Origin of the sequence: Draconibacterium sp. IB214405 (assembly GCF_033963885.1) — a bacterium.
Taxonomy (GTDB): Bacteria; Bacteroidota; Bacteroidia; order Bacteroidales; family Prolixibacteraceae; genus Draconibacterium.
On record NZ_JAXBMA010000005.1, the window covers coordinates 21173 to 46695 of the forward strand.

Here is a 25523-nt window from a genome sequence, read left to right on the forward strand (position 1 = left end):
TGTCCATCAACCAGTAAGCTCAAGTTCAAAGCTTATTGTTTGGTGGACTTTTTTTGTTTTTATTCATTTCTAATCCTACCATTATCTATCATAAAAATACGACCGGTAAAACTACCTGTTTTTTCATATTGAATTTTATCGAAAATAAGCTCTATTTAAGCTACTATCCAACAATACCTTACCTTTTAGAGCGCTAAAATTAACTTCCAAAATTTGCAAATAACAAAGCTTACAGCTACATTTGAAACATACAAAACGAGTTCTTTGAGAGAGAAAAAATATTTTCCGCATTAATCTAAAATTGGTAAACTCAACAGAAAAAATTAAACCGAGTAAGCTCTTTATGGTTGTAAAAGCAGGCCTTGTAGTCCCGATTTATCGGGGTGAGTCTTCGGACCGGTGGAAGTTTGATCAGCCGGGCGCTCAAATCCTGTTATACAGGGGTTTTCGCAATGGATTAGTGCGGATTTTTTTTGTCCTTATCTGAACCTTCTTACAAATACCAACAACACAATCATTATACTTACAAAAATAGCTGCGCGAGGTATAAAATCGCCATGCTCCACATAATAAGTAATCTCATCGTTTTTATTTACACAACCCGAAATTGCAGCTGCTTCCCACCAGTTTGTAGCTTGTAAAACTTCTCCTCTCTGATTGATAAAACATGACGTTCCGGTATTTGCCGCCCGTGCAATACTGCGCCTGGTTTCGATTGCCCGCAATTGTGAAAACAAAAGGTGCTGTTTGTAACCGCGTGAATTCTTCCACCAGCCATCGTTGGTCATTACAACTATTAATTCTGCTCCCTTTTTTACATAGTCGCTTACGTAGGCTCCAAACACCGACTCGAAACAAATTACCGGTGCAATCACCACTCCGTTTTGCATTTCCAAATTGGAGGCTTCTGTTTGTCTGCCCAGCGTACCGGATGTTCCTCCCAAATCGATGTAGTTATTCTTTAATACAGAAAAATACTTTTGAAAAGGTACCTTTTCCACTCCTGCAACCAGTTTCGATTTATGGTAAATCTGAGTCTCACCGGCACGATCTAAAAGCAAAGCTGTATTAAACCGGTCGTAAATTACACCATCCTTATTCTGCGCAGAGGGAGTAATTTCATCCTCATTCTCATAAACCTTAAACGACGAGACACCAAAAACGAGTTCTGCTTTTTTAAAATTATTTAGGAAATGCTGTAATTCGTTAAGAAAATGATTCGATTGAAATCCGTCCTCATTCCACAGGTACTGATGCTCGAAAACCGTTTCCGGTCCAACAATAAGATCGGTGCTGTCGGTGGTAACGTGTGTAGCCAAACGTAAAAAGTCGTCAAGTTTTTGCTCTTCCGATTCCATATCGAATTTCTCAGTATAAGGATCAACGTTTGGCTGAATAATCGAAATATGAATAGGATTTTTTTCTTCAGTATAACCAGTATACAAAATCAACGACCAAACAATGGGCACCAAAATAAACAGGCCGGACACGGTAACATAGGTTAGCTTAACTTTTAACTGTTTTGTTTTATCAAGGAAGGATTGAAGCAGTTTAAATAAAAAGATATTCAACAATAGAATCCACAATGTTCCACCAAAAGTTCCGGTGTACTCATACCACTGAATTATTTTAAGATTACTCGCCAAAACGCTTCCCAATTGCAAACATGGCCATTCGATATCCCAGCTAAACTGCAGGTATTCCAACGAAATCCAAAACACAACCAGCGAAATGTATCCTAAAGGCGATGACAAGTCTCGACGAATTGAATGGGCAGCCCACCATACCGTCGACATCAAAAAGGCATTAAAAATCATGGCAGACCCAACTCCCACCAACGATACTTTTGTCATCCACCACGAAGCCAGAATATTCCAGATAAGAGCAGCAAAAAAAACATGGCCCCACAACGATACCGTTGGAAATCCCTCTTTGTATTTATAAAAGAAATGTTCGAGATAAAGTAGCGGGACAAACGCAAAGAATAAAATCCAGCCGGGCAAACCAAACCAGGGCAGACTTAATAATAATCCCGCACAACCGGAAAGTAACAGCCTGTGAATCCTTTTCATAGGCATTAAAAATTAGTTATAGTAAATCAGAATAAACTGCTTTTTTATTCTTTTTAGATTTTTCGAAAACAAAATCAACTTTTCCAACCACAAGACCACCCCACCAGGCCTGATTTACGATTACAGGATTTCCTACTTTGTTCTTCTCTTCCAGTGGTTTTTCGAGATATGAGTGTGTGTGCCCGCCAATAATTAAATCGGTAAACGAAGTTTCTGAAGCCAATACCATGTCACTCACTTTATCGTCACGATAACGTAATCCGAGGTGCGATAAACAAATAACCAAATCGCACTTATTATCGTTTTTCAGGAAGCTCTCCATTTTTTGAGCAATTTCCACCGGCTCATTATAGACCGTTGCTCCGTAGTTTTTCTTTCCTACAAGATTTTCCAACTCGATACCTACAGCGTAAATTCCAATTTTAACGCCGGCGCGTTTAAAGATCCTGTACGCGGGAAAACTACCCGACAGAATTGTATCCGAGAAATCGTAATTCGAAGAAATAATCGGGAATTCGGCGTTTGGCAGCGGGTCTTTTATTCCCTGTAAACCGTTATCAAATTCGTGATTCCCAATGGTACCGGCATCGTAACCAACCTGGCTCATTACCTTAAGCATCAACTCACCTTTAAAGTAGTTGAAGTAAGGTGTTCCCTGGAACATATCTCCTGCATCGAGTAGCAAAGTATTCGGATTATTTTGTTTTTGAATAGCAGCCAACTGAGCAATGCGGGCCAAACCACCTTTATTGGCGTACCTTTCATTGGATCCTGTAAACGGCTCGATATGACAATGAATATCGTTGGTATGCAATATCGATATAGTGGTAAAATCTTCGTGAGCAAATAATTCGTACGGAACTGCTCCTAAGGTTATTCCGGCTGTTCCTGCTGCTACATTTCTAATAAATCTTCTTCTATTCATTCCTTATCCTCCCGTCCAGCTTAGTGGTAATGTGCTCATTCTTTTTGTTCTTGTCTTCCAGGAAGCTGATAATCGCATCTCTGATTTTCACTCCGCTATTTATATATTGCACACTATTCTGGAACATTTCAAGTCCGTCGCCACCGGCTGCCACATAATCGTTGGTTACCAGCCAGTAGGTTTTATTCATAGCTAATTTTTCGCCACCAACTAAAACATTGGTCGCTTTTTCATCGTTGATCACCATCTGTATTCCACCAACGCTGCCACCACCGTGTTCAGCAATATAATGCAGAAACTCCTCAATTTGTTCGGCCTTTAATTCCAAAAAGACCATTTCATTTTCAAATGGCATCAATTCAAAAATATTGCCTACGGTAATTTCTCCCTTTGGTAACGATGAACGTATTCCTCCATAATTAAAAAACGAAACTACTGGAGTTAATTTAGTCGACTGATTTTGGCCAACTTTTGCCCCTTCTGTCAATAACAAATCGCCTAAAAAGTTTGTAAGCGGACTTTCGGGTTTGTCTTTTACCAACTCAACATCGGAAATTGCGAGTACACGGTTCATGTCCTTTTCAAGGATATTTTTGTAAGGTGCATATAGCTTAACAATGCTACTATCCATTACCCCAACTTCCTCTGACACAGAAACATTTTCTATTTCATAACTTTTTTGAACAAACTGTGTTTTACATGAAAAAATGAAAAACAAGCAAGTTATTAACAACAGATAGCTGATACTTTGTCGCATAAATAAATTATAAATTTTTACGTTAATTCTATTTTAGCATCATAGTGTTCAACAGAAACAAAATAGGATCAATCATGTTCGTGTCAAACATACATATAAAATTATTGTCGAAATATTTTTTTATATGTTTTTTAGTAATATTTCTACTTCCGCAGGTTACGCATGCGCAAACAAAAGAAGTTGTAGCTCTTAAAGGCGATGGAATTTACCGATTGCTTACGCGCTATGGTTTATCGTCGTCGGAATACATGGATGATTTTATTGCGTTGAACAAAAACAACCTGGGAAAAGATAATACCTTGCTTGCCGGAGTTAAATACAAACTCCCCGACACGGCCGTTTCAGGTGGAGGAGCAGAACCTGCAGCAACACCTTCGAAAGGCACAGGTAAAATTGTACATTACGATATTTTTGGAAGTAAATATGCCGATGTTGAGATATTAACTAACGAATTAAAAGGAGCCGTCTACTATTTGGTTGGAGGACATGGTGGTCCCGACCCGGGTGCAGTTGGAAAATACAACGGCAATATGGTGTGCGAAGATGAATACGCTTACGATGTAACCTTGCGACTCGCTCGTCGGCTCATAGAAGAAGGTGCTACGGTTTACATGATCACACGTGACAAAAACGACGGAATTCGTGATGCCAATGTTTTAAAAGCCGACAAGGACGAAGTTTGCTATCCAAATCTCACCATTCCTTTAAACCATACCAAACGCCTGCGTCAACGCACCGATGCTGTGAATAAACTTTATAAAACACACAAAGGATCGTTTCAGCGAATGATAGCGGTGCATGTGGATTCCAGGAGTAAGGGTGAAAATATCGATATCTTTTTCTACCACGATAAACGTAGCGAAACAGGGGAAAAAGCATGTAAGATTCTAAGAAATACAATCGAACAGAAATACCACGAAGTCCAGCCGAACCGTGGTTATAGCGGCACTGTTTCTACCCGGCCTTTATACGTGGTAAAAAACACCTGGCCAACAGCAATCTTTATCGAACTCGGAAATATGAATCACCAGCGCGATGTAAAACGCCTGGTAATTTATGATAACAGACAGGCCGTTGCCAACTGGCTGGCACTTGGTTTGATAAAAGACTTCAAAACAAACAAATAAACATTCTGCCTTTTGACCTTCAAACCGAACACCGGGCAATTTGTTATGCTCATGTGAAACAGGATCAAAAAATAATTCTTTTCGACGGAGTTTGTAAGCTTTGTAATTTCTCGGTGGATTTTATCGTAAAAAGAACATCTGCCAGCGAGTTTAAAATGATCTCGCTTCAATCATACGAAGGACAAAAAATCTTAAATCAATTTGGATTACAACAGGAGATAAATTCCGTTTTACTTATTCAGAATGATCAGGTATATGTGGAATCTGACGCTGTGCTGGAGATTTGCAAACACCTTCGCGCACCATGGAATTGGCTGCGGGCATTTAAAATTCTACCTAAAAATTTCAGAGATATCTTGTATCGTTGGATAGCCAACAATCGTTACAAGTGGTTTGGAAAAAGAAAAACCTGCCGGGTCATTTAAAACGCAAAATCACCACTTTCAAAATCGCGGTATAGTTTCGACAGATCACCCAACCATTTACTTATTCGTTTAATGGCTTCAAGTGTGTCGATCGAAATATCGGCTTTTTGCATTTTTAAAATAAGAAAACCATAAATGGCTGTAATTCCCAGATCGATATCGTTTTTAGCATCTGGATTTTTCTCCTTCAGTTCAGTAATGAGACCAGAAACCGTTTTAAAGGATTGCACATACATACCGTCTTTTGAAGTTTCCATCAGCTTTTGATGAAAGTCGTTCACCTCGGCAACAAGGTTGGTGATAAACTGCAGGTGACCTTTTTCCTGGATCTGTTCCTTTTCCATCATTAAAACCAGGTTAGCATACCAATCGGTAATTGCCACTTTGGTTTTATCATCGGTTTTATAACTGGCTACCAAACGTTCTTCAATTAGCTCCATATCGAGTTTAAAGGCACGAATAAGGTCTTCGACCTGGTAGAGGTACAAAATGTATTCTACAATATTTTCTTTTCGTTTTTGTTTTGCAACCAGCATATTTTTTGTTTTTTAATTTCTATGATTCAAGATAAAAGATACCAGCTTCTAGCTACGAGTATCAAGAATCAAGTATCCAGTATCAATCCTTCAATCCCTCTATCCTTCAATCCTTCTATCCCTCAATATCTTACCACTCGAAAAAGTCATCCAAATCGCGGCGGTCCTTTTTAGTCGGGCGTCCGGTTCCTTTTTGGCGTTCACTCCATCGCATATTCTTCTGCATTTCGAGCAGTTCCAGTTCTTCCGATGGAGTTACATCTTCAAAAAAATCAGTTACCAGCTTTGCCCCCATTCTTTTTCCCGACAAAGCCAGCACCTTAAAACTACGTGTAATGGGCGATTTACGCACACTTACCGTTTCACCAACATGGACTTCGCGCGATGCTTTTACAGGGCTGTCAGCAATACTAATATGACCCTTTTTACAAGCTTCAGTTGCCTGGCTACGCGTTTTAAAAATACGCACGGCCCACAACCATTTATCTATGCGAACTCCGGATTCCATTTACTTTTTGTTGTGAAAGTTCATTGTTCGGTCGACACCAATTGTACCAAAACTTTTAATGATGTCAATCGCATCGTCGATTTTAAACGGCAATTCTTTTTGCTCTTCTTTCGACCACTCGCCCAAAACGTAATTCACCTGGAATCCTTTGTGGAAATCGTCGCCGATACCAAAGCGCAAACGCGCATAATCATTTCGGCCAAGTACCTGATTAATGTTTTCCAACCCGTTATGCCCCCCGGCACCACCTTTTGCTCTAACGCGCAGTGTACCAAATGGCAAAGCCAGATCGTCAACCAAAACCAGCATATTTTTTATATCGATCTTTTCTTTTTGCAGCCAGTAACTTACTGCCCGTCCACTCAGGTTCATATAAGTGGTTGGCTTTAACAAAATAAACGTACGGGCTTTAAATTTGTATTCTGCTACAAAACCGTAACGCTTATCGTTAAAACTAATATTGGACGCCTCAGCGAGTGCGTCCAATATTTGAAAGCCAATATTATGGCGAGTATTTTTATATTCTGGCCCTATATTACCGAGTCCGGCAATTAAGTATTTCATGTGTTCTGTTTTATGAAATTATTGTGGAAACACATGCAAGGCGCAAGAGTTTAGTTAAAATTCATGCGCACTTAACAGAAATATGTTTATTCTTCAGCTGCTTCTGTTGACTCTTCCTCTTCCTCGTCATCAGTTGCTGCACCAGCCGCTGATCTTGCAGCCCTAGTAATTGCAACACTTACGATAACGTTCGATTTCTGATCCAACAAATCAATTCCGTCGATAGTTAAATCACCAACTTTGATACTCTGAGCAAGATCAAGATTTGATACGTCGATATCAATTGTATCAGGAAGGGCATTTGCCAACGCTTTTACAGTAAGACGACGAAGGTTAGTATTCAATTTACCACCTTTTCTTAAACCTTTTGCATAACCCTGAATTTTTACAGGAACTGCAATTTTAACCGGTTTGTCTTCGCTAATAGCAAGGAAGTCAACGTGCAATACCAATTCTTCAACCGGGTGCCACTGAATATCTTGCATAATTGCTTTGTAAACTGTTCCGTCAATATCAAGATCAATAAGGTATACACTTGGAGTATAAACCAATTGTCTTAATTCAGAAAAAGGAACTGCAAAGTGAATTGGCTGATCGCCACCGTACAATACTGCAGGAGCTTTTTCTTCTGCGCGAAGTTTTTTAGAATCTTTTTTTCCGAGAGATGATCTTAACTCTCCTTTAACTACTACTGATTTCATTTTAAGTAATTTACGTTAATAAATATGGTACTCAGTCCTCCCTTCCTGTGGGTCGGGCAAACAGCATGCACATTATTAATGCGTCTGCTTATGGAAAAAGCGGTGCAAAAATAGAAATTATTTGTAATATAACGAACTTATTGACTGATTTTTATACACCCTGCGAATCGCCTCACCAAATGCTTCGGCAGTTGAGATGTATTTAATCTTTTCACAACCTGTTTTTGGCTTGATTGAATCGGTGAAATATACTTCTTCCAATTCCGATTTTTCAATTCGTTCGAGTGCCGGTCCGGATAAAACTCCATGAGCAGCAAAAGCGCGAACACTTCGTGCACCTTCTTTTTTCATCAGGTTGGCAGCTTTGGTAATAGTACCGGCGGTATCAATCATATCGTCAACGATAATCACGTCTTTGTTTTTAACATCACCGATTACGGTCATATTACCCACTTCATTCGGACGCGCTCTCGTTTTATGACATATTACGATACCTGTATTCAACATTTTTGCATAAGTGTTGGCACGTTTTGTTCCACCCACATCAGGCGATGCAATAATTACATTGTCGAGTCCCATTTTTTCGATAAATGGTACAAACAGTGTTGATGCATACAAATGGTCAACCGGAACATCAAAAAATCCCTGAATCTGATCGGCGTGCAAATCCATGGTTATTAAACGGTCGATTCCTGCAACCGACAACAAGTCGGCAACCAATTTTGCTCCGATAGAAACTCTTGGTTTGTCTTTGCGGTCCTGACGCGCGTAACCAAAATACGGTATCACTGCAATTACCTTGTAGGCGCTTGCACGTTTGGCGGCATCAACCATTAACAACAGTTCAAGCAAGTTATCGGCTGTCGGCGGAGTTGATTGCACAATAAATACATGCGAACCACGAATGGTTTCCTCGTAACAAGGCTCAAATTCTCCATCGGCAAAAACCGGACACGACGAATGTCCCAGATCAACGTCCAGACTGTCGCAAATTTTTTCAGTTAAGTATCGGGTTGCTCGTCCTGTAAAAATTTTTAGTGGGTGAGTTTTCATCTCCATTTATATTTGTTTGAATTTTATTTCGAAAGACTGCACGGAAAAACACACGACCATCCATACGAACGTTTTTTTGGATAATAAGTAGCAAGATGTTGCTTTAGCCATAATGTTTTCTTTGTATCCGTCAAGATGCTGCAAAGTTAACAACTTTACATGTATCTTAAATAATTGTTAGCTCATTTACTTGGTTCAATACCCTGATTTATTGTTCCTCATTGTTTACGTCGTCGATAAAAGCGAGTATTTCATCTTTCCCTAACACTTTTTCCGACGATGAAACAAAATAGCCAGGCATGGTTTCCCAGGTCTCAAACATTTTTGCTTCGTAAGCCTTTAAGTTCGCCTCCAGTTCGGAGGGTTTTAGCTTATCGGCTTTCGTAAAAATTATATTGAAAGGGATTCCACTAATCCCCAACCATTCCATAAATTCAAGATCAACTTTTTGTGCTTCATGACGCGAATCGATAAGCACAAAAAGACAGTACAGATTTTCCCTTTTCAGGATATAGTTTTTGAGCATTTTCTCCCATTTCAAGCGCTCAGCTTTTGGTACTGAAGCATAGCCGTAACCGGGTAAATCAACGAGGTACCAGGTTTTATCGATAAGAAAATGGTTTATCAATCGGGTCTTTCCGGGTTTGCCGGAAGTTTTTGCCAACGATTTTTTGTTGGTGAGCATGTTTATTAACGACGACTTGCCCACATTCGACCGACCAATAAAAGCATACTCCGGCCGATCAGCTGCCGGACACTTCTCTACTTCAGTGTTGCTCATCACAAACTGAGCTTCTTTTATCTCCATAAAAGGTGCTTTTTTAGAATGGTTTCTTAAGGTAAGAAATATTCTTTTATTTGATGTAAACCTCAAGAATTTTTACCGACTTACTTGTTGGTTTTAGCTGAACCGACTCAAGACTTGCAGGTAGTAAAACAGTTTCACCCATTTCAATTTTTTCAGTACCTTCCTCGGTAATCACCTCAAATTCGCCTTCCATTGTCATGTAAATAACAAACGAATCGAGCTGATAATAATCTTTGTCCAGCTCCTCGCTGAATTCGATGATATTCGTGGTAAAATACGGGCAGCTTACAATTTCTACTGCTTTGTTTTCTTCGGTTTTATAATCGGTTTTATACTGACTTGAATATGAAAAATCAATCGCATCCAATGCCAGGTCGGTATGTAATTCGCGTTCGTTTCCTTTGTCGTCTTTCCGGTTGTAATCGAAAATACGATAAGTTACATCCGAAGTTTGCTGAATTTCGGCAACCAAACATCCTTTACCAATGGCATGCACACGGCCGGCCGGAATAAAGAATACATCACCTACTTCCGCCTCATCGTAATGTAATAAATCGGTTAATTTGCCAGAATTGAAATATTCAAGGTATTTTTCTCGATCAACCTCCTGATTAAAACCTGAGTTGATCAATGCCCCTTCTTCGGTTCCGGCAACATACCACATTTCGGTTTTTCCGTAAGCATTGTGGCGCTCTTTCGACAGTTTATCGTTGGGATGAACCTGGATAGAAAGATCGTCCTGTGCATCGATAAATTTTATGAGCAGCGGAAATTCGTTTCCAAATTTTTCGTAAACCTTGTCGCCTACCAAATCTCCCATGTAAATTTCGATCAGTTCATTCAGATCGTTACCGGCCAAAAAGCCATTGCTTACCACCGAAATATTACCGCCAACGCCCGAAAGCTCCCAGCTTTCTCCACAGTTTGGCAAATTGCCGAAATCTTTATTCAGGATCGTTTTCATTCGGTTTCCACCCCATATTTTCTCGTGGAAAATAGGTTGAAACTTTATGGGATACAGCTCACTCATAATTTCTAAGTATTAACGATAAATGTATTTGGAAACAGACTAAAAATTAAAATCAACAGCGGCACGTGCTTCGGTAGTTTCGCCAACGCGTTTTACCACTTTCATATGCTCAGGATGCACCCGGTACACATCGAGGTCTTCAACGCTTTCGAAATGCGTAATCAGCGCCAAATCGAAACTTTTTGAATCCAACTCGTAATTCTCGCCCACTTCAATGTGCTTTAATTCAGCGATTTTACCTTTCAAACCCAATAACATTGCTTTTAGTTCTGCTATTATTTCCGTTTTCTCTTCGGCCGGATAATCCTTCAATTTAAAAAGAACGACGTGATTAATCATTGCTGTCTATTTTTTGTAACTTGTGCTTTTATGGCTGCGAAAATAGTGTTTTCTTAGCGTTTAATTTTAATCTTCAATTATCATTTAACAAATAAATAGAAGAATATGCTGGTAATTGGCATTGCAGGCGGCACCGGTTCGGGGAAAACTACAGTAGTAAAAAAGATCAGTGAAAAGTTTTCCGATAACGAGGTGGCTATACTTTCGCACGACTCGTATTATTACGACAACAGCGATCTTTCGTTGGAAGAAAGAAGGCAAAAAAACTTCGACCACCCCGATTCCATTGAGTTCGACCTGATGATTGAACATGTAAAACAATTAAAAGAAGGTAATGCCATTAATGAACCGGTTTACTCGTTTATTAGTTGTACCAGGCAAGAAGAAACAAACACTGTTGAACCAAAACAAGTATTGATAATTGAAGGAATTTTATGCCTCACCAACAAAGCATTACGCGACTTAATGGACATAAAAGTTTATGTTGATTGCGACTCGGATGTACGACTGGCGAGAGTAATACAGCGCGACATACAGGAACGCGGAAGAGATGTAGAACAGGTGTTGGCACGTTACAAAAAAACCGTTCGCCCGAGCCACATCCAGTTTATTGAGCCAACAAAACGTTATGCCGACATAATCGTTCCACAGGGCGGTAAAAACAAAATCGCCATTCAGATTCTAACCAACCACATACTACAAACTTTAAACAAAACCTGATGCTTAAAAACCTAAATATTGAAGACATTCTTTTTCTCGACATTGAAACTGTTCCGCTGGCACCGGAATACACGGAACTAAACGACAAATGGCAGCAACTTTGGGAGCACAAAATGCAGTTCCAGATCAACAATGGCGAGCTTCCGCACGAATTATACGAACGTGCAGGTATTTATGCTGAGTTTGGAAAAATAGCTTGTATTTCAGCCGGTTATGTTGTACAAAAACACGGCGAACCTTTTTTTCGTGTAAAATCGTTTTATGATGATGACGAGAAAAAGCTGATCCAGAATTTCTTTAATGCGCTTGACAGTTTTGCTCGTGCAGGAAAAAGGAGGCTTTGCGCCCATAACGGACAGGAATTTGACTTTCCATACATCTCCAGAAGGGCTTTGGTGAATAACTTAAACCTGCCAAAAGTGCTTGACATTGCCGGCGCCAAACCGTGGGAAGTGAAAGATATTTTGATTGACACCTTGCAACTTTGGAAATTTGGCGACTATAAACATTACACGTCGCTATCGCTGTTGTGCGAGTTGTTTAATATTCCAACGCCAAAAGACGATATCGACGGTAGTCAGGTTGCCAAAGTATACTGGGAAGAAAACGATATTGACCGCATTGTAAAATATTGCGAAAAAGATACCATGGCCGTTGCCAATCTTCTGCTGAAATATAAAGGCGACAAGATTATTCCTTTTGAGAATTTAGAGAGTGTGTAGCTTTGCCTACTGAGGGATTGAAGGACTGATGGATTGATTCTGAGATTGAGAAAAGCTTGAACAAGTTCGAAACTTTTGCCTTTTGCCTTGAACGACTCTAAAACTTCATTGCCCGATCCATGTCTCGTCTGGCGTCTTTTGACTTTAGTGTTTCGCGTTTGTCATATGTTTTTTTACCGCGAGCCAAAGCAATCTCGAGTTTTGCCAATCCACGGTCGTTTACAAACAATTTTGTTGGAACGATGGTAAATCCCGACTCTTTGATTTTTTTATCGAGCTTTTGAATTTCCTTTTTATTCAGAAGCAATTTCCGGTCGCGTTTCGCAATGTGATTATTGATCGTACCCAATTCATATTCGGCAATGTGCAGATTTATCACATACATCTCGCCATTAATAAGTGTACAATACGCATCGGTGAGATTAACTTTTCCGTTACGAATTGATTTTATCTCGGTTCCAACCAGTTTCATTCCGGCCACAAACCGCTCGATAAGCTCATAATTAAATGATGCTTTTCGGTTTTTAATGCTGATATTTTGTTGTGGCTTATGCGACATGATTCTGACAATTTAAATAATTCTGTTCGTCCGTTTTTAATAAAATGCCTTCAATAATTCGGACAAAAACACATTTAAAAAACTAAAAACAAAGAAGTTGACTACAATTGTAATTAATATATAACTCTGTTCTTTATTATTCGGAAAGGTAAGCAACTTTTTTGCTCCAACCCAAAACAAATAAAAGCTGTACATTCCCAGAATATCAAGAATATACAAAAACTGGAACAGGTTGGTTACAAGTGCCACCAAAAGCATCGGTGTCATTGAATAAACTACCAGCTTTCGTGCAACATCAATTTTCTTCTCGGCTCCAAATGTTTTCATCAACGCCGTGGTAAAAAATACGCTGACAAAATATTGCAATACAAAAAGGACAACTTTGCCAAAAGCTTTTACCAGCGGATATTGAATAAAAAAATCGGTGCGTCGAAAAAATTCACCGATAAAAACAGATAAGGCAACTGCCAAAACAATTGGCAATAAATAGGACAGCCAAAGTTTATCACTGTTTTCGGTTTCTTTTTGCTCCTCCCAAAATTCTGCGGGTTTTACAATAAGCAACTTGATTTCATTAATATGTTTTGAAAATGAAAATTCCATCCATCAAGATTTTGCGGCAAAAATACACTTTTTTAAAGAACATGCTATTTCTGCGCGTTTCACTCAATTTAAAATTTGTTAAACTGAAGAATTGAAAAAGCCGACGTTTTATGAATTTGAAGATGCCTTACTTTTTTCCTTGTCCTTGTTTCCTTTCCTGGATGAGGGCTTGTAAAGCAAACATCTCATCACGTAAACGGGCAGCTTCAATAAAGTCAAGCTCTTTGGCCGAAGCCTGCATTTGTTTTTTTGTTTTCTCCACCGCTTTTTCAAGGCCTTCAACACTCATGTACTGAACAACCGGATCGGCAGCAATATCGGGCTGTCCCATTCCGCCTTCATACTCCTGATTTTTGTCGCTCCGGTATTCGTATCCTATTATTTCGCGGGTTGGTTTTACAATTGCTTTCGGCACAATGTTGTTCTCCTCATTGTATTTCAACTGTTTCTCCCGGCGGTAATTTGTTGAATCAATGGTCTTTTGCATCGAGGCAGTAATCTTGTCGGCATACATAATTACCATTCCATTCAGGTTGCGTGCCGCACGACCTGCCGTCTGTGTCAATGATCGCTCCGAGCGTAAGAAACCTTCTTTGTCGGCATCCAAAATAGCAACCAGCGACACTTCCGGCAAATCCAAACCTTCACGCAACAGGTTAATACCAACCAGCACATCAAACTCGCCCTTGCGCAGTTGCTCCATAATTTCAATACGCTCCATGGTATCAACATCAGAGTGAATGTACCGCGTTTTTACGCCCATATTTACAAGGTATTTCGAAAGTTCTTCGGCCATCCGTTTTGTCAGCGTGGTAACCAGTACCCGCTCGTTTTTATCGATACGAAGATGAATCTCGTGCAAGAGGTCGTCGATCTGATTGGTACTTGGCCGCACATCAATTATCGGATCAAGCAAACCGGTCGGTCGAATAATCTGTTCCACCACCACGCCTTCGCTTTTTACCAACTCATAGTCGGCCGGTGTGGCACTAACGTATATTACCTGATTTACTAACTGTTCAAATTCTTCAAATTTTAGCGGGCGGTTATCAATGGCTGCCGGCAAACGGAAACCGTATTCTACCAGGTTTACTTTTCGGGAGTTGTCGCCACCGTACATGGCGCGTATCTGCGGAATAGTTACGTGGCTTTCGTCTATCACCACCAGAAAATCATCAGGAAAATAATCCATCAAACAGAACGGTCTCGTTCCGGGTGCACGCCCGTCGAAATATCGCGAGTAGTTTTCCACTCCCGGGCAGTAACCCAATTCGCGCATCATTTCCATATCGTATTCCGTACGTTCTAAAATTCGTTTGGCTTCTAGCGGCTTTCCAATTTCCTTAAAGAAGTCAACCTGTTTCACCAAATCATCCTGAATTTGATGAATCGCCGATTTCATGCGGTCTTTTGTGGTTACAAAAATATTGGCCGGGTAAATTACAATCTCAGTGAGTGTTTCAATTGTCAGGCCGTCTTCCGGATCAAAACTCGAAAGTTCTTCAATTTCGTCGCCCCAAAATGTTATGCGGTAAGCCACATCGGCATAGGCGGGAAAAATATCAACGGTATCGCCTTTTACCCTGAAATTTCCTCGTTTAAACTCCACTTCACTCCTACTGTAAAGTGCTTCAACAAAATTGTACAACAAGGCATTTCGTTGAATCTCGTCGCCAACACTCACCTTGGTCACGTTGGCATGAAAATCTTCCGGATTTCCAATTCCGTACAAACACGAAACCGACGACACCACAACAACATCGCGTCTTCCTGAAAGCAATGCAGATGTTGCACTCAAACGCAGTTTTTCAATGTCTTCGTTAATCGACAAATCCTTTTCAATGTATGTGTCGGTAGTTGGTAAATACGCTTCCGGCTGGTAGTAATCGTAGTACGAAACAAAATACTCAACAGCATTATTTGGGAAAAACTGTTTCATTTCGCTGTACAATTGCGCCGCCAGTGTTTTGTTATGACTAAGCAGCAGCGTTGGTCGTTCAACCTTTTCAATTACGTTGGCAACGGTAAAGGTTTTTCCCGAACCCGTTACACCAAGCAAGGTCTGATAACGCTCTCCATTATCCACACCTTCAGCCAGTTGCTTAATCGCTTCCGGTTGATCGCCGGTAGGTTTATAATCCGAAACTACTTTAAAATCCATTAGACTTTTCTCAGTATTTATGTCTCCAAATTTAATCTTAATAAAACGACCTGCATATATTTTTTTTCCTATTTTTGCCCCCAACCATTAATTATCAGTGATTTGTCGGGACGCAAATTGCTTTGTAACATGCTAAATATGAATTGGATAAAACACTTGAGTTTTCTTGTGCTTTGTTTGGGATTTTCTTTCTTAACATTGGCTCAAGATGAAAATGTATCGTCGAATTACCGGGCACCACAAGCAAAAGGTTTATACCTAGGCGGCCAGGTTTCCACAAACGGTTTTGGGGGCAATCTTCGTTATGCTTTTAACGATAATTTTTCAGTGCGAACAGGATACGAAACTTTGTCGTTAAGTGTTGATTTTGACTTTGATGAAAACGACATTGCCTACGATGCTACCATGGATTTTAAAACCGGAGGCATTCTGGCCCTGGTAGATTTTAACTACACTAAAAACCTCTATATTTCAGTAGGCGCAATACTTAACTCGTTTAACACCGAGGTAGAAGGATTTGCCGTTAGCGATTATGAATATGGCGACATTGTAATTCCATCGGAAGCTATTGGTGATTTTGTATTTACCGCAAAACCGGGATTGAGTGTTTCGCCATACGCTGGTGCAGGTTATCGTGCTTTCTGGGGAAAACGCGACGGGATTGTTTTTAACTTTGAAACAGGATTGTATTACATGGGGCCGCCGGACATTGAAATTGAAGCTACCGGTTTGCTCTCTCCTACTGCCGATCCGGCTTTTGGCCAGGCAGAATACCTGGAATACCAGTTTGATGCGTATAAGATTTATCCGGTTGTAAAAATCGGCCTCGCAGTAAAACTATTTTAACATCAAAAACACGACATCATGAAAAAGATTGTATCGAATATTTATAAAATGCTACTTGGGTTTGTAATGGCAATCGCAGTTTTGAGTTGCGGTGAAATGTTTAACAACCCTACCATTGACAAAGATACCGGTGAAGACATCAACCTTCTGATCGTTGATTTCAACTTTTTCACCACACGCATGAATTTCAAATTGTTGGATGCCGACGACAACGCGCAGATTACCAAATCGGCCAAAATATGGTTTACCGGTGATAATGCTAACGACATCGTAAATTTTTCCGGTGAAAAAAACAGCGAATATCTGACAGAGCAGGGGGAAATGGAATTAACAATCGATCCAAATGTTGAAATAACTGCAAGCTCTCCGTTTAACTATGGTGTGCATGTTGAAGTTGATGGCTATCAGGCATTCACTCAAGGGATTGAAATTCAGTCGGAAGGCAAAAAAACCTATGAACTACAGCTTGTAAAAAAATCGAATGACGAAACACTTACCGGAACGGAAGATGATGATTCATTTATTTTCGGAGCTCTAGTTGCCAAATCCGTATCAGTTGACGACAAGTCATATAAAGTTCAGTTCGGCATTACCAAAGCTGATATGATTCAGTTTACCGATACTAATGGAAAGGAATTATTCAGCAGTGTTGCTGAACTGGAAGCTGCCTATGCAAACAGTAGCGACAAAGCAAATTTCCTGCAGTTAACCATCAGCAATAAGAAAACGGATTACAACGCAGGAATTGATGTTGTGAATGTTGAGGGCGAAAAACAGTCGGTTTTGTTTAAAAAGCTGGAATCAGGCAGTTTTGGTTCGCTGGTAATCGACGGGAAAGTGGTAAAGAGTTTTCAAAATGGTGGTATTACAGCTAGCTGCTCGTACCTGAGTTCTCCGGTACCAGATTTATTCGGATTTACCGGTTTTGAAACCGACAGTTGGAGTTTCACCGGAACCAGCAAATGGTTTTCTACTCCCGATTTCTCGTACCTTGTTGCAGAGGCGTCGCTAGACATATGCACCACAGGTGCCAATATAAAATTTTCGTCAAACGCTCAATCCAGTTTTTCAATTGATGCCGATATTTATGACGCTGATGGTTCGCTAATTAAAAGCACCAACTTTAAGGGAAAATTCCCTGAGACTTTTACGCTTGAAAATGTTCCTTCAGGAGCCGCAACCTTTGTTTTCAGAACGAATAATCCGGCGTTTGCACCAATTAGCGACTTATCGGTTACCGATCTTTGCAGCGGAACTTACAAAGTTGATGTTGATAAAGCAGATGGATATGAAGAGTACCAGATTGTTTTAAAAGCGATTTGTCCTGACAATCCAACAATTGCAATTGCGCCAACTTACAGCGGGCAGATTCGCATAAAAGACAGCAACGATGCCTGGCAGGGAATAGATATGGAGGGCGGAATTGTGGATGTACTTGCCAAACCCGGCGAAGTGTACCAGTTACGTTTACTATGGGAAGATGAATGGGAAACAACAGACTTCTCAACTCAGTTTGATGCCAACGGAAACTACATTAACACTACCGACTCGAAGGTTGTAACAGAAGAGTTGCCAGACGGTCGTATAAGGTTTCTGATAGAACACGAATTTGAACAGAATATTTGTGATGATATGGGATGGTAAAATTACCGCCTCCTAAATATTAAAGGGTTCAAAACTTAGTTCAACTATATTTTGAATCCTTTTTTTATGCCTTAAAAACATCGTAATAATCGGTCACCAATGTGGCGATCATACCTGCTTCGCGGGCAGCAATCATTCCGGGTTCACCATCTTCAAAAACCTGGCAATCGGCCGGAGCTACTCCCATTTGTTCAGCACATCGCAGAAATGTTTCGGGGTGAGGTTTTGGGTTTTGAACATCGTTGGCCGAAACCAGTATTTCGATATAATCTTTTAAGCCGATTATTTCAAGTGTTTTCCACGCCAAACGATGATAACCACCGGTTCCAACCGCAATTGGCAATTTACCGTGATATTGTTTTACCAGATTCACTACCGGCTCAATCGGTTTCATCTCGTGCATCATACGTTCGTACTCTGCTTCCTTCTCGTGACCTACCTCCTCGGCATTCAGAGAAGTTCCGTACACCTCATTTATTCTTTCAATGGTTTCAATCGCAGGTACTCCTGCTAATGCAAGAAACATTTTTGCAGAATAATCTACACCGTACTTACCAAGTATATTCTGATAGGCTACAAAGTGCACAGGCATCGTATCGGCAAGCGTTCCGTCGAGATCAAAAATTAATCCTTTTGCTTTTGGGTTTATATCCAATGTTTTCATTGTAATCAAATTATGCGGCGTGAAAATAAACTTTTACAGCGTGCAAACAGAAAAGGCTTTTTACATTTAAGAAAAATTTTAACCTTTGTTTCCGGTAATTTAAGATTCAATGACAGAAGTATTTCTATACACATTTCCCCAATGGATAGTTTTTGCAGCACTTTTCGGCCTGGTTTACGGCTGGGTGGAAGACAAAAAGGCTTTTCGTTTAATTGGCCTGGCGTGTTTTATCGCGCTTGGTCTGTTTTCACTGTATGTTATTCTGGGAGATTATCTTGCTCCGGGCAAATTTTTAACTCCTGAAGAAGTAATGAGTGAAGAGCTGAATGACGAAATACTTAACGAGGCACCCATTGAAGCACAACTTCTACCCGCTTACCTGAGTTTTATGGGCTCGGCAATACTGGCAATTATTGCGCTTCTACTCGACTGGCTGAATAAAAAGTACAATCGATTATTTATGGTTTTGGCAGGTTTGGTAGCGTTGTTTGGTTTTTTTATCGTGGTTGGCGCAGTCCGATCGATATAATTTCCACCGGCTTTACATTTGATTTTTAAGAATCCCCTACACCACTGCTTTCAATATGTTAGGTATTTATAAAAAATGAAATCAACTTGTTAACAAAACTTCGTTTTTCATTAGGGCTTTTCCTATCTTGCAGCCAAATAACAACAGACAAATTTATTGATTATGAATCCACAGGCTGCTGAACTTAACAGCGTAATTCAAGCTAAAAGCACCCCCGTTTTTGAACTGCTTTCCGAGAGAGGAAAAAACATTTTCTTTCCGAAGAAGGGCATTTTAGGACAAACCGCTGAAGCAAAAGGAACAAAGATTAATGCAACCATTGGAGCCGCAATTGAGGACGATGGAACACCTATGCGACTGGAAGCTGTGGCTTCAAAGATCAATATGGATCCTTCATTGGTATTCCCGTATGCGCCGAGTTTTGGTCGTCCCGATATCAGGGCAAAATGGAAAACGATGATTTACGAGAAGAATCCTTCATTAGAAGGAGTTGAAATGAGTCTTCCCGTGGTAACCAATGCGCTTACACATGGTATTAGCATGGCCGGTTATATGTTTGCCGATGCTGAAGATGAAATTATCGTACCGGATCTTTTCTGGGGTAACTACAATCTTACGCTAACAAATGCTTACGGCTGTTCAATCGGCAAATTCAACTTGTTTAAAGATGGTGGTTTCGACCTTGAAGCGTTTGAGGTAAAATTGAACGAAGGTGGAATTGGCAAAAAAATTGTCATCCTGAATTTCCCGAACAATCCATCGGGTTATACTCCAACTGTTGAAGAGCAAGACGCAATTGTTGCCATTATTAAAAAAGCTGCTGAGGCCGGAAATAAAATTGTTACAATTACAGATGATGCCTACTTCGGATTGGTTTACGAAGAGGGAATCGCTACCGAAAGTATTTTCTCGCCACTTAGCCAGTTACACGAAAATGTGTTGGCAGTAAAAGTTGACGGTGCCACAAAAGAAGATTACGTTTGGGGATTTCGCGTTGGATTTATCACTTACGGAATAAAAGGTGGCGATGCTGAATTATACAGCGCATTGGAGTCGAAAACCGCCGGTGCCATTCGTGGAAACATTTCCAACGCTGCAAACATTTCACAATCGTTGTTGCTTTCAGCTTTTGAAAGTGAAGAATATGCTGCACAGAAGGAAGCGAAATACCACATCATGCAAAAACGTTACGATGCGGTTAAAGAAGCATTATCAGACGAGAAATACGAGGAGTGTTTTAAGGCAATTCCATACAACTCGGGCTACTTTATGTGTGTTCAGTTAGCTGAAGGATTGGTTGGAGATGAAGTTCGCCAACTGCTGATTAAAAAATACGGAATCGGTTTAATTGCTTTGGGTAACGTTCTTCGAATAGCATTCTCGGCAGTAGCCGCTGCCGATGTAAAAGAAATGTTCGACGGAATATACGCAGCCTGCAAAGACTGTAAAAAATAAATACTGTGATCAATCACAGTTCGGGAAAGCCGCTTCATATTTTGATGCGGCTTTTTTTTATGTCATTTCGAAGGAGACACGACTGAGAATTGTAAATCAGCGAAGCTAAATCTATAACATTTATAGAACAGATTTCTCACTTTGTTCGAAATGACAGGTTATAGTTGAGCCGCCAACTCTTCAAACGTCATCATTTCAACGCCAAGTTTTTTCCACACGTCAAATGGTAAAGGAATATTAGGCAATTCCTTTATTGCATCTTTTACAACAATAACACGCTTCACCCTTTTCGACAGGCCAACAACCGCATCGTTTACACAAACATTGGTTGTAACTCCATAAACTACAACCGTTTCGGGCGAAAGCAATTGCAAAACATTATCAGTAAAAGGATTGCCTGCAAATACATCAAAAGCATCTTTGCGGATAACAATATTTCTCGCTTTCCGAACTGCCTCAAACGAGTCGTAATCTTCGTTCCATTCAAACACCACCGGGTTGTTTGGTTGTGTTTCAGCAACATATTCTGCTCCCGTGGTGTTAGCCATACAATGTTGTGGGAAGGTATTTACAAAGTCCGGTTCATCAGAAAGTTCAGCCGATTCAGGATAATGAAAATCGGCCGTATTCACTACAGTTATATTTTTCTGTTTCGCAAAATCCGTAATCTGCTGCCACAAAGGTTTTATTTTTTCAGCGCCCTGTACATATAATTTACCTTCGGGCTCTACAAAGTCTACCTGCGTATCAACATTCCAAAAAATAACTTTTTTGTTTTCCATTGCTCAACGTTTTGCTGTTTTATGCCTCAATTTGTCTTCTAAAATTATCTTATTTTCTTGTTTTCTAAAATTTAAGCCGAAAAAATTGCCCATTCAAGTCACCCTTTCTGTAATTTCCGTTGTTATAACTATACTCACAGAGTAATACTTAAATTCAAACGCAGTTTAAAAGGAACTACAAAAGAAAAAATATGAAAAAATTTGTTTTATCGATGCTGGCATTTTTACTGATTGCCCCAATTTTTGTGTCAGCACAAGACATGCTAAAGCAGGCAGTGCCGGTTGATCCTGCCATCAGAACAGGAAAACTGGAAAACGGAATGACCTATTTTATCCGTCATAACGAAGAGCCCAAAGAAAGGGTAAGTTTTTATATGATTCAGAATGTTGGCGCCCTGCTCGAAAACGATAATCAAAATGGTCTGGCTCACTTTCTCGAGCACATGGCATTTAACGGTACCGAACACTATCCGGGAAATGGATTTTTGGATTACCTCGAAAAAAATGGTGTTGCTTTCGGACGAAATATTAATGCTTACACGGCTTTTAACGAAACCGTTTATAACCTTAGCGATGTACCTTCAACACGTGAAGGCTTAATCGATTCGTGTCTTTTGGTGTTAAACGACTGGTCGAACTACCTCTTGTTAACCGAAGAAGAAATTGACAACGAACGCGGTGTGATTTCTGAAGAGTGGAGAACACGACGTAATGCAAGTTTCAGAATGCGTGGTCAGTGGTTTCCGGTGGTTTTTGAAGGATCGATGTTTGCAGAACGTGATGTGATCGGCGATCTGGATATCATTAAAAACTTCAAGCCTGAAACTTTACGTAGTTTCTATCACGATTGGTACCGTACCGATTTACAGGCTATTGCAATTGTTGGTGATATTGATGTTGACCAGCTGGAAGCAAAAGTAAAAGAGCTGTTTTCGAAAATACCTGCTGTTGAAAATCCTCAACCGCGTCCGCAATTTGAAATTCCTGAGCACGACGAAACGAAATTTGTTTTGGCAACCGACGAGGAAGCTACAAACTCAAGCATTTCAATCTACATAAAACACAAAGCAACTCCGCGCGAAGATAAAAACATTGGTTACCTGCGCGAAGACTATATTGCAACGCTGCTGAACCAAATGAGCCGCGAACGCATCTCAGAACTGCTACAAAAAGGAAATCCTCCGTTTATTAACGGTAGCGTTCAGGTTAGTGGTTTTGTAAGAGGGTACGATGCAGCATATATTTCGGCTACTGCTAATCCAAATAAAGAAGACGAAGGTTTAAAAGCTATTTACACCGAGGCACAACGAATTATTCGCCACGGATTTACTGAAGGAGAATTGAACCGCGCCAAAGTAAACCTGCTGACTTCGATGGAAAGTGCCTACAAACAACGCGATAAAATCAGCAACGACCAATATGTTAGTGGTATTCAGAACTATTTCCTTGAAGGAGAACCTTTAACTGATGCTGAGTTTGACTGGCAATTTGGTCAGGCAATTCTTGAAACAATTACGCTGGCCGATGTAAACAAACTGGCTACCGATATGATCGTTGACAAAAACCGGGTAATCGTTATTACCGGCCCCGACAGCGGCGTAAAACACCTCACACAAGATGAAGCATTCGCCATTTTGGCTGATGTTGAAGCCTCTACAATCGATCCGTATGAAGATTCAGCCGAAGCGGCCTCACTAATTGAAGGAGAATTACCGGGAGCTGAAGTTGTTTCAACTAAAAAACTTGAAGAGCTGGATGCTGTTGAATGGAAATTGAGCAACAACGCCACGGTAGTGTTTAAACATGCCGACTACGAAAAAGATCAGGTTACGTTGCGCTCATTCAGCCTTGGAGGGAATTCGTTATTGGAAACTGGCGACCTGCAGGCTGCTGACATGCTTCCACAGTTTATCGGCTCGTTTGGTGTTGGCGATTTTGACGCAATTGCTCTTCGTAAAGTTTTAACAGGGAAAAAGGCAGCTGTTTCTGCCAGTCTCGGACAACTTACTGAAGGTTTTAACGGAAGTAGTACGCCAAAAGATTTTGAAACGATGATGCAGTTATTGTATCTGCAATTCAACAATCCACGTTTTGATGAGGAAGCTTATGAAGCCTTAAAAAGCCGTTACGTAGCGTATTTGCAAAATATGGCAAACAATCCGCAAAAGATAATGGGCGATTCGCTTTCTTTGATTGCAACCAATTACAACGAGCGCACAAAACTGACATCAGCTGATATGTTCGATGAGATAACTTTTGCTCAAATGGAAACATTATATAACGACCGTTTTAAAGATGCAGGTGATTTTACCTTCTTTATTGTTGGTAATATCGAAGAAAATCTGGCAAAAGAAATGGCCATTAAATACATCGGTTCGTTAAAAGATCTGCCTGGCGAAGAAAAGTGGGTTGACCATAAAGTTAGAATTCCGGAAGGTAAAACCGAAAAGAAAATTGAAGTGCCTTTACAAACCGAAAAAGGAACTGTAATTATTATTATCCGTAAGGAATTAGCATATAAACCTGTTAGCAATATTGAATTGGCTGTATTAAAAGCAATTCTGGATTTGCGTTATACCGAAGAAGTTCGCGAAAAAGAAGGTGGAACTTATGGCGTCATTCTTAATTCATCATCGAACCAGTATCCTTACGAGCGAAAAACTTTACAAATTTCGTTCGATACTGATCCGGAAAAAGCTGATCATCTGAAATCGATCATTTACCGCGAGATTGACAAAATTGTTGCTGAAGGCCCAACACAGGAAGACCTGGATAAAGTTATCCTGAACATGAAAAAAGAGCGTGCACAGGCCAAAGAGCACAACAATTACTGGATGAACGCCTTGTACAACGACTATTACCATGGATACAATACTGATGCAGCAGAAAACTTCGATAACGTATTGGATGGTTTAACTACAGCACAAATTCAAAAATTTGCAAAAGCATTTTATACCGACTCTGATGTTGTTGATGTAGTCTTCTTACCGAAAAAGGCAGAATAGACATTCGATTAAACGAATATAAAAAAAACCGGGGTGCTTCACTCCGGTTTTTTTTATTGCATGATGTACCATATTAAATGTTGCACTACCACAAAATAATTTGCAAGGAAGTATAAAAAGTGAAACAAGTAAAGATGAAACTTTCAATTTATAATCAACGCACAATTAACTCCTCCGAACCTTCCCTAAAGTGGGAGACCTAAAGTACCCTACAGGGGATTTAGGGGTAAAAAACCAAGTGTTTACTTACAGATTGTGTTATTCTATGGCAATACTATCCTATTAACAACCACTTCAATGACCAAAATAAAAACAGCTAAAACAATTAAGGGCTAAAGCCCAGGTGTAGCTACATAATGCTTAACCCCGGCATTAATGCCGGGGTTAGTCAACCGCCAAACATTCCGGGCTTTAGCCCTTAATCATAAAGATTCATGCAGCCAACCAAAAACTAAAAAGCCGGAAACTTTCGCTTCCGGCCTTAGTGCAGTTTTTACTTTTAAAATATCTGAATAGCGATCGATTACTCAATCACGAACTCAAATTCTTCATCGGTTGGAGGTGTGCACATTTCGTCGTTACAACTCATCCACTGGATATAACCGGCAACTTTTGCTGGTTTTTCGGTTACCCAAATTTTATGTGAGATTGTTGCTTCGCCTTTGAAATAGGTTACTTCAATGTCGAACATTTTGTCGTGCATTTTATGCGAAGGCGTAACTTCAACGGCTTTTCCAAATTCCTTGCAGTTTTCAAGTGTCTCGAAATTAAATGATGTTTTCACCGGACCACCGTCCTCCATTTCAACACCGTAAAGTTTAAATCCCATATCGATTTTTGCTTTTGCAACAATCTCGTACTGATTTCCACCTTTTAACGGTTTGATCTGAACATCCCATTTAACGGGCTCCATCATTTGTGCCTGAGCAAATGCCGCAACGGCAATAAATCCCAGAAAGAAAATTAGCTTTTTCATCAGTTTGTATTT

26 protein-coding genes are annotated in these 25523 nt (G+C 40.1%); 9 read left to right on the forward strand and 17 right to left on the reverse strand.

Features of this window, described 5'->3' with window-relative positions:
• Positions 1-479: 479 nt before the first annotated feature.
• From lnt to SLH46_RS17560, 3 genes are read right to left on the reverse strand one after another with little or no spacing between them, the layout of a single operon-like run.
• On the reverse strand, positions 480-2072 hold the full coding sequence (gene lnt / locus SLH46_RS17550) for an apolipoprotein N-acyltransferase (protein WP_320282517.1): 1593 nt from the start codon (positions 2070-2072) through the stop codon (positions 480-482).
• A gap of 16 nt (positions 2073-2088) precedes the next feature.
• Positions 2089-2997, reverse strand: coding sequence for a bifunctional metallophosphatase/5'-nucleotidase (locus tag SLH46_RS17555; protein ID WP_320282518.1), 909 nt, complete (start codon positions 2995-2997; stop codon positions 2089-2091).
• Positions 2990-3649 carry a 5'-nucleotidase gene (locus SLH46_RS17560; protein WP_320282519.1) on the reverse strand — a complete coding sequence of 220 codons (660 nt, stop codon included), beginning with the start codon at positions 3647-3649 and terminating at the stop codon, positions 2990-2992. The genes SLH46_RS17555 and SLH46_RS17560 overlap by 8 nt, the downstream gene beginning before the upstream one ends.
• Positions 3650-3858: 209 nt before the next feature.
• Between SLH46_RS17560 and SLH46_RS17565 the strand changes: the two genes are divergently transcribed.
• Positions 3859-4881: an N-acetylmuramoyl-L-alanine amidase family protein gene (locus tag SLH46_RS17565; protein WP_320282520.1), complete on the forward strand. Its 1023-nt coding sequence runs from the start codon at positions 3859-3861 to the stop codon at positions 4879-4881.
• A gap of 53 nt (positions 4882-4934) precedes the next feature.
• The gene (locus tag SLH46_RS17570; RefSeq protein ID WP_320282521.1) at positions 4935-5306 is read left to right on the forward strand and encodes a thiol-disulfide oxidoreductase DCC family protein; all 372 of its coding nucleotides are present in this window, start codon (positions 4935-4937) and stop codon (positions 5304-5306) included.
• Here the strand turns inward: SLH46_RS17570 and SLH46_RS17575 are convergent.
• From SLH46_RS17575 to SLH46_RS17610, 8 genes are all read right to left on the reverse strand, one after another.
• Positions 5303-5842: a DUF4924 family protein gene (locus tag SLH46_RS17575; protein ID WP_320282522.1), complete on the reverse strand. Its 540-nt coding sequence runs from the start codon at positions 5840-5842 to the stop codon at positions 5303-5305. The two genes, SLH46_RS17570 and SLH46_RS17575, sit on opposite strands and share 4 nt — an antisense overlap.
• Positions 5843-5972: 130 nt before the next feature.
• Positions 5973-6350, reverse strand: a complete 378-nt coding sequence (locus SLH46_RS17580) for an RNA-binding S4 domain-containing protein (RefSeq protein ID WP_320282523.1) — start codon at positions 6348-6350, stop codon at positions 5973-5975.
• On the reverse strand, positions 6351-6914 hold the full coding sequence (pth, locus tag SLH46_RS17585) for an aminoacyl-tRNA hydrolase (protein WP_320282524.1): 564 nt from the start codon (positions 6912-6914) through the stop codon (positions 6351-6353).
• Between the two features lie 86 nt (positions 6915-7000).
• Complete coding sequence (locus tag SLH46_RS17590) at positions 7001-7615, reverse strand: 50S ribosomal protein L25/general stress protein Ctc (RefSeq protein ID WP_320282525.1); 615 nt, start codon at positions 7613-7615, stop codon at positions 7001-7003.
• 117 nt (positions 7616-7732) lie between these two features.
• Positions 7733-8674, reverse strand: a complete 942-nt coding sequence (locus SLH46_RS17595; RefSeq protein WP_320282526.1) for a ribose-phosphate pyrophosphokinase — start codon at positions 8672-8674, stop codon at positions 7733-7735.
• Positions 8675-8876: 202 nt separating this feature from the next.
• On the reverse strand, positions 8877-9476 hold the full coding sequence (gene yihA / locus SLH46_RS17600) for a ribosome biogenesis GTP-binding protein YihA/YsxC (RefSeq protein WP_320282527.1): 600 nt from the start codon (positions 9474-9476) through the stop codon (positions 8877-8879).
• 46 nt (positions 9477-9522) lie between these two features.
• Entirely contained in the window at positions 9523-10506 is a 984-nt protein-coding gene (locus SLH46_RS17605; RefSeq protein WP_320282528.1) for a type I phosphomannose isomerase catalytic subunit, read from the reverse strand.
• A gap of 39 nt (positions 10507-10545) precedes the next feature.
• A complete protein-coding gene (locus SLH46_RS17610) occupies positions 10546-10845 on the reverse strand; it encodes a Dabb family protein (RefSeq protein ID WP_320282529.1) in 300 nt (99 codons plus the stop codon).
• A gap of 105 nt (positions 10846-10950) precedes the next feature.
• Between SLH46_RS17610 and udk the strand changes: the two genes are divergently transcribed.
• Together udk and SLH46_RS17620 are read left to right on the forward strand one after the other, a co-directional pair.
• Entirely contained in the window at positions 10951-11565 is a 615-nt protein-coding gene (gene udk, locus SLH46_RS17615) for a uridine kinase (RefSeq protein ID WP_320282530.1), read from the forward strand.
• A complete protein-coding gene (locus SLH46_RS17620; RefSeq protein WP_320282531.1) occupies positions 11565-12287 on the forward strand; it encodes a 3'-5' exonuclease in 723 nt (240 codons plus the stop codon). The genes udk and SLH46_RS17620 overlap by 1 nt, the downstream gene beginning before the upstream one ends.
• 97 nt (positions 12288-12384) lie before the next feature.
• On the opposite strand, the gene smpB is transcribed toward SLH46_RS17620, so the two are convergent.
• The 3 genes from smpB to uvrB form a co-directional block, all read right to left on the reverse strand.
• Entirely contained in the window at positions 12385-12846 is a 462-nt protein-coding gene (gene smpB, locus SLH46_RS17625; protein WP_320282532.1) for an SsrA-binding protein SmpB, read from the reverse strand.
• Positions 12847-12882: 36 nt separating this feature from the next.
• Positions 12883-13449 carry a Yip1 family protein gene (locus SLH46_RS17630; protein ID WP_320282533.1) on the reverse strand — a complete coding sequence of 189 codons (567 nt, stop codon included), beginning with the start codon at positions 13447-13449 and terminating at the stop codon, positions 12883-12885.
• A gap of 127 nt (positions 13450-13576) precedes the next feature.
• Positions 13577-15610 carry an excinuclease ABC subunit UvrB gene (gene uvrB, locus SLH46_RS17635; RefSeq protein WP_320282534.1) on the reverse strand — a complete coding sequence of 678 codons (2034 nt, stop codon included), beginning with the start codon at positions 15608-15610 and terminating at the stop codon, positions 13577-13579.
• Between the two features lie 138 nt (positions 15611-15748).
• Between uvrB and SLH46_RS17640 the strand changes: the two genes are divergently transcribed.
• Entirely contained in the window at positions 15749-16456 is a 708-nt protein-coding gene (locus tag SLH46_RS17640; protein WP_320282535.1) for a hypothetical protein, read from the forward strand.
• 18 nt (positions 16457-16474) lie between these two features.
• Entirely contained in the window at positions 16475-18100 is a 1626-nt protein-coding gene (locus SLH46_RS17645; RefSeq protein ID WP_320282536.1) for a hypothetical protein, read from the forward strand.
• 64 nt (positions 18101-18164) lie between these two features.
• Here SLH46_RS17645 and SLH46_RS17650 read toward each other — a convergent pair whose 3' ends face one another.
• On the reverse strand, positions 18165-18764 hold the full coding sequence (locus tag SLH46_RS17650) for an HAD family hydrolase (RefSeq protein WP_320282537.1): 600 nt from the start codon (positions 18762-18764) through the stop codon (positions 18165-18167).
• A 109-nt stretch (positions 18765-18873) separates the two neighbouring features.
• Between SLH46_RS17650 and SLH46_RS17655 the strand changes: the two genes are divergently transcribed.
• A complete protein-coding gene (locus SLH46_RS17655; RefSeq protein WP_320282538.1) occupies positions 18874-19293 on the forward strand; it encodes a hypothetical protein in 420 nt (139 codons plus the stop codon).
• A gap of 162 nt (positions 19294-19455) precedes the next feature.
• Positions 19456-20748 (forward strand): aminotransferase class I/II-fold pyridoxal phosphate-dependent enzyme, encoded by a 1293-nt coding sequence (locus SLH46_RS17660; protein WP_320282539.1) that lies wholly within the window; start codon positions 19456-19458, stop codon positions 20746-20748.
• A 158-nt stretch (positions 20749-20906) separates the two neighbouring features.
• Here SLH46_RS17660 and SLH46_RS17665 read toward each other — a convergent pair whose 3' ends face one another.
• Entirely contained in the window at positions 20907-21530 is a 624-nt protein-coding gene (locus tag SLH46_RS17665) for a cysteine hydrolase family protein (protein ID WP_320282540.1), read from the reverse strand.
• 191 nt (positions 21531-21721) lie between these two features.
• Here SLH46_RS17665 and SLH46_RS17670 point away from each other — a divergent pair, with 191 nt between their 5' ends.
• The gene (locus tag SLH46_RS17670; RefSeq protein WP_320282541.1) at positions 21722-24535 is read left to right on the forward strand and encodes a M16 family metallopeptidase; all 2814 of its coding nucleotides are present in this window, start codon (positions 21722-21724) and stop codon (positions 24533-24535) included.
• Positions 24536-25058: 523 nt separating this feature from the next.
• On the opposite strand, the gene SLH46_RS17675 is transcribed toward SLH46_RS17670, so the two are convergent.
• Positions 25059-25511, reverse strand: coding sequence for a protein-disulfide reductase DsbD domain-containing protein (locus SLH46_RS17675; protein ID WP_320282542.1), 453 nt, complete (start codon positions 25509-25511; stop codon positions 25059-25061).
• Positions 25512-25523 lie beyond the last annotated feature (12 nt).

What these genes read in the sequence shown, in the direction of transcription:
- lnt (WP_320282517.1), bottom strand. Translation starts at nt 2,072, where the DNA reads ATGAAAAGGATTCACAGGCTGTTACTTTCCGGTTGTGCGGGATTATTA.
- SLH46_RS17555 (WP_320282518.1), bottom strand. Translation starts at nt 2,997, where the DNA reads ATGAATAGAAGAAGATTTATTAGAAATGTAGCAGCAGGAACAGCCGGA.
- SLH46_RS17575 (WP_320282522.1), bottom strand. Translation starts at nt 5,842, where the DNA reads ATGCTGGTTGCAAAACAAAAACGAAAAGAAAATATTGTAGAATACATT.
- SLH46_RS17580 (WP_320282523.1), bottom strand. Translation starts at nt 6,350, where the DNA reads ATGGAATCCGGAGTTCGCATAGATAAATGGTTGTGGGCCGTGCGTATT.
- pth (WP_320282524.1), bottom strand. Translation starts at nt 6,914, where the DNA reads ATGAAATACTTAATTGCCGGACTCGGTAATATAGGGCCAGAATATAAA.
- SLH46_RS17590 (WP_320282525.1), bottom strand. Translation starts at nt 7,615, where the DNA reads ATGAAATCAGTAGTAGTTAAAGGAGAGTTAAGATCATCTCTCGGAAAA.
- SLH46_RS17595 (WP_320282526.1), bottom strand. Translation starts at nt 8,674, where the DNA reads ATGGAGATGAAAACTCACCCACTAAAAATTTTTACAGGACGAGCAACC.
- yihA (WP_320282527.1), bottom strand. Translation starts at nt 9,476, where the DNA reads ATGGAGATAAAAGAAGCTCAGTTTGTGATGAGCAACACTGAAGTAGAG.
- SLH46_RS17605 (WP_320282528.1), bottom strand. Translation starts at nt 10,506, where the DNA reads ATGAGTGAGCTGTATCCCATAAAGTTTCAACCTATTTTCCACGAGAAA.
- SLH46_RS17610 (WP_320282529.1), bottom strand. Translation starts at nt 10,845, where the DNA reads ATGATTAATCACGTCGTTCTTTTTAAATTGAAGGATTATCCGGCCGAA.
- udk (WP_320282530.1), top strand. Translation starts at nt 10,951, where the DNA reads ATGCTGGTAATTGGCATTGCAGGCGGCACCGGTTCGGGGAAAACTACA.
- SLH46_RS17620 (WP_320282531.1), top strand. Translation starts at nt 11,565, where the DNA reads ATGCTTAAAAACCTAAATATTGAAGACATTCTTTTTCTCGACATTGAA.
- smpB (WP_320282532.1), bottom strand. Translation starts at nt 12,846, where the DNA reads ATGTCGCATAAGCCACAACAAAATATCAGCATTAAAAACCGAAAAGCA.
- SLH46_RS17630 (WP_320282533.1), bottom strand. Translation starts at nt 13,449, where the DNA reads ATGGAATTTTCATTTTCAAAACATATTAATGAAATCAAGTTGCTTATT.
- uvrB (WP_320282534.1), bottom strand. Translation starts at nt 15,610, where the DNA reads ATGGATTTTAAAGTAGTTTCGGATTATAAACCTACCGGCGATCAACCG.
- SLH46_RS17640 (WP_320282535.1), top strand. Translation starts at nt 15,749, where the DNA reads ATGAATTGGATAAAACACTTGAGTTTTCTTGTGCTTTGTTTGGGATTT.
- SLH46_RS17645 (WP_320282536.1), top strand. Translation starts at nt 16,475, where the DNA reads ATGAAAAAGATTGTATCGAATATTTATAAAATGCTACTTGGGTTTGTA.
- SLH46_RS17650 (WP_320282537.1), bottom strand. Translation starts at nt 18,764, where the DNA reads ATGAAAACATTGGATATAAACCCAAAAGCAAAAGGATTAATTTTTGAT.
- SLH46_RS17655 (WP_320282538.1), top strand. Translation starts at nt 18,874, where the DNA reads ATGACAGAAGTATTTCTATACACATTTCCCCAATGGATAGTTTTTGCA.
- SLH46_RS17660 (WP_320282539.1), top strand. Translation starts at nt 19,456, where the DNA reads ATGAATCCACAGGCTGCTGAACTTAACAGCGTAATTCAAGCTAAAAGC.
- SLH46_RS17665 (WP_320282540.1), bottom strand. Translation starts at nt 21,530, where the DNA reads ATGGAAAACAAAAAAGTTATTTTTTGGAATGTTGATACGCAGGTAGAC.
- SLH46_RS17670 (WP_320282541.1), top strand. Translation starts at nt 21,722, where the DNA reads ATGAAAAAATTTGTTTTATCGATGCTGGCATTTTTACTGATTGCCCCA.
- SLH46_RS17675 (WP_320282542.1), bottom strand. Translation starts at nt 25,511, where the DNA reads ATGAAAAAGCTAATTTTCTTTCTGGGATTTATTGCCGTTGCGGCATTT.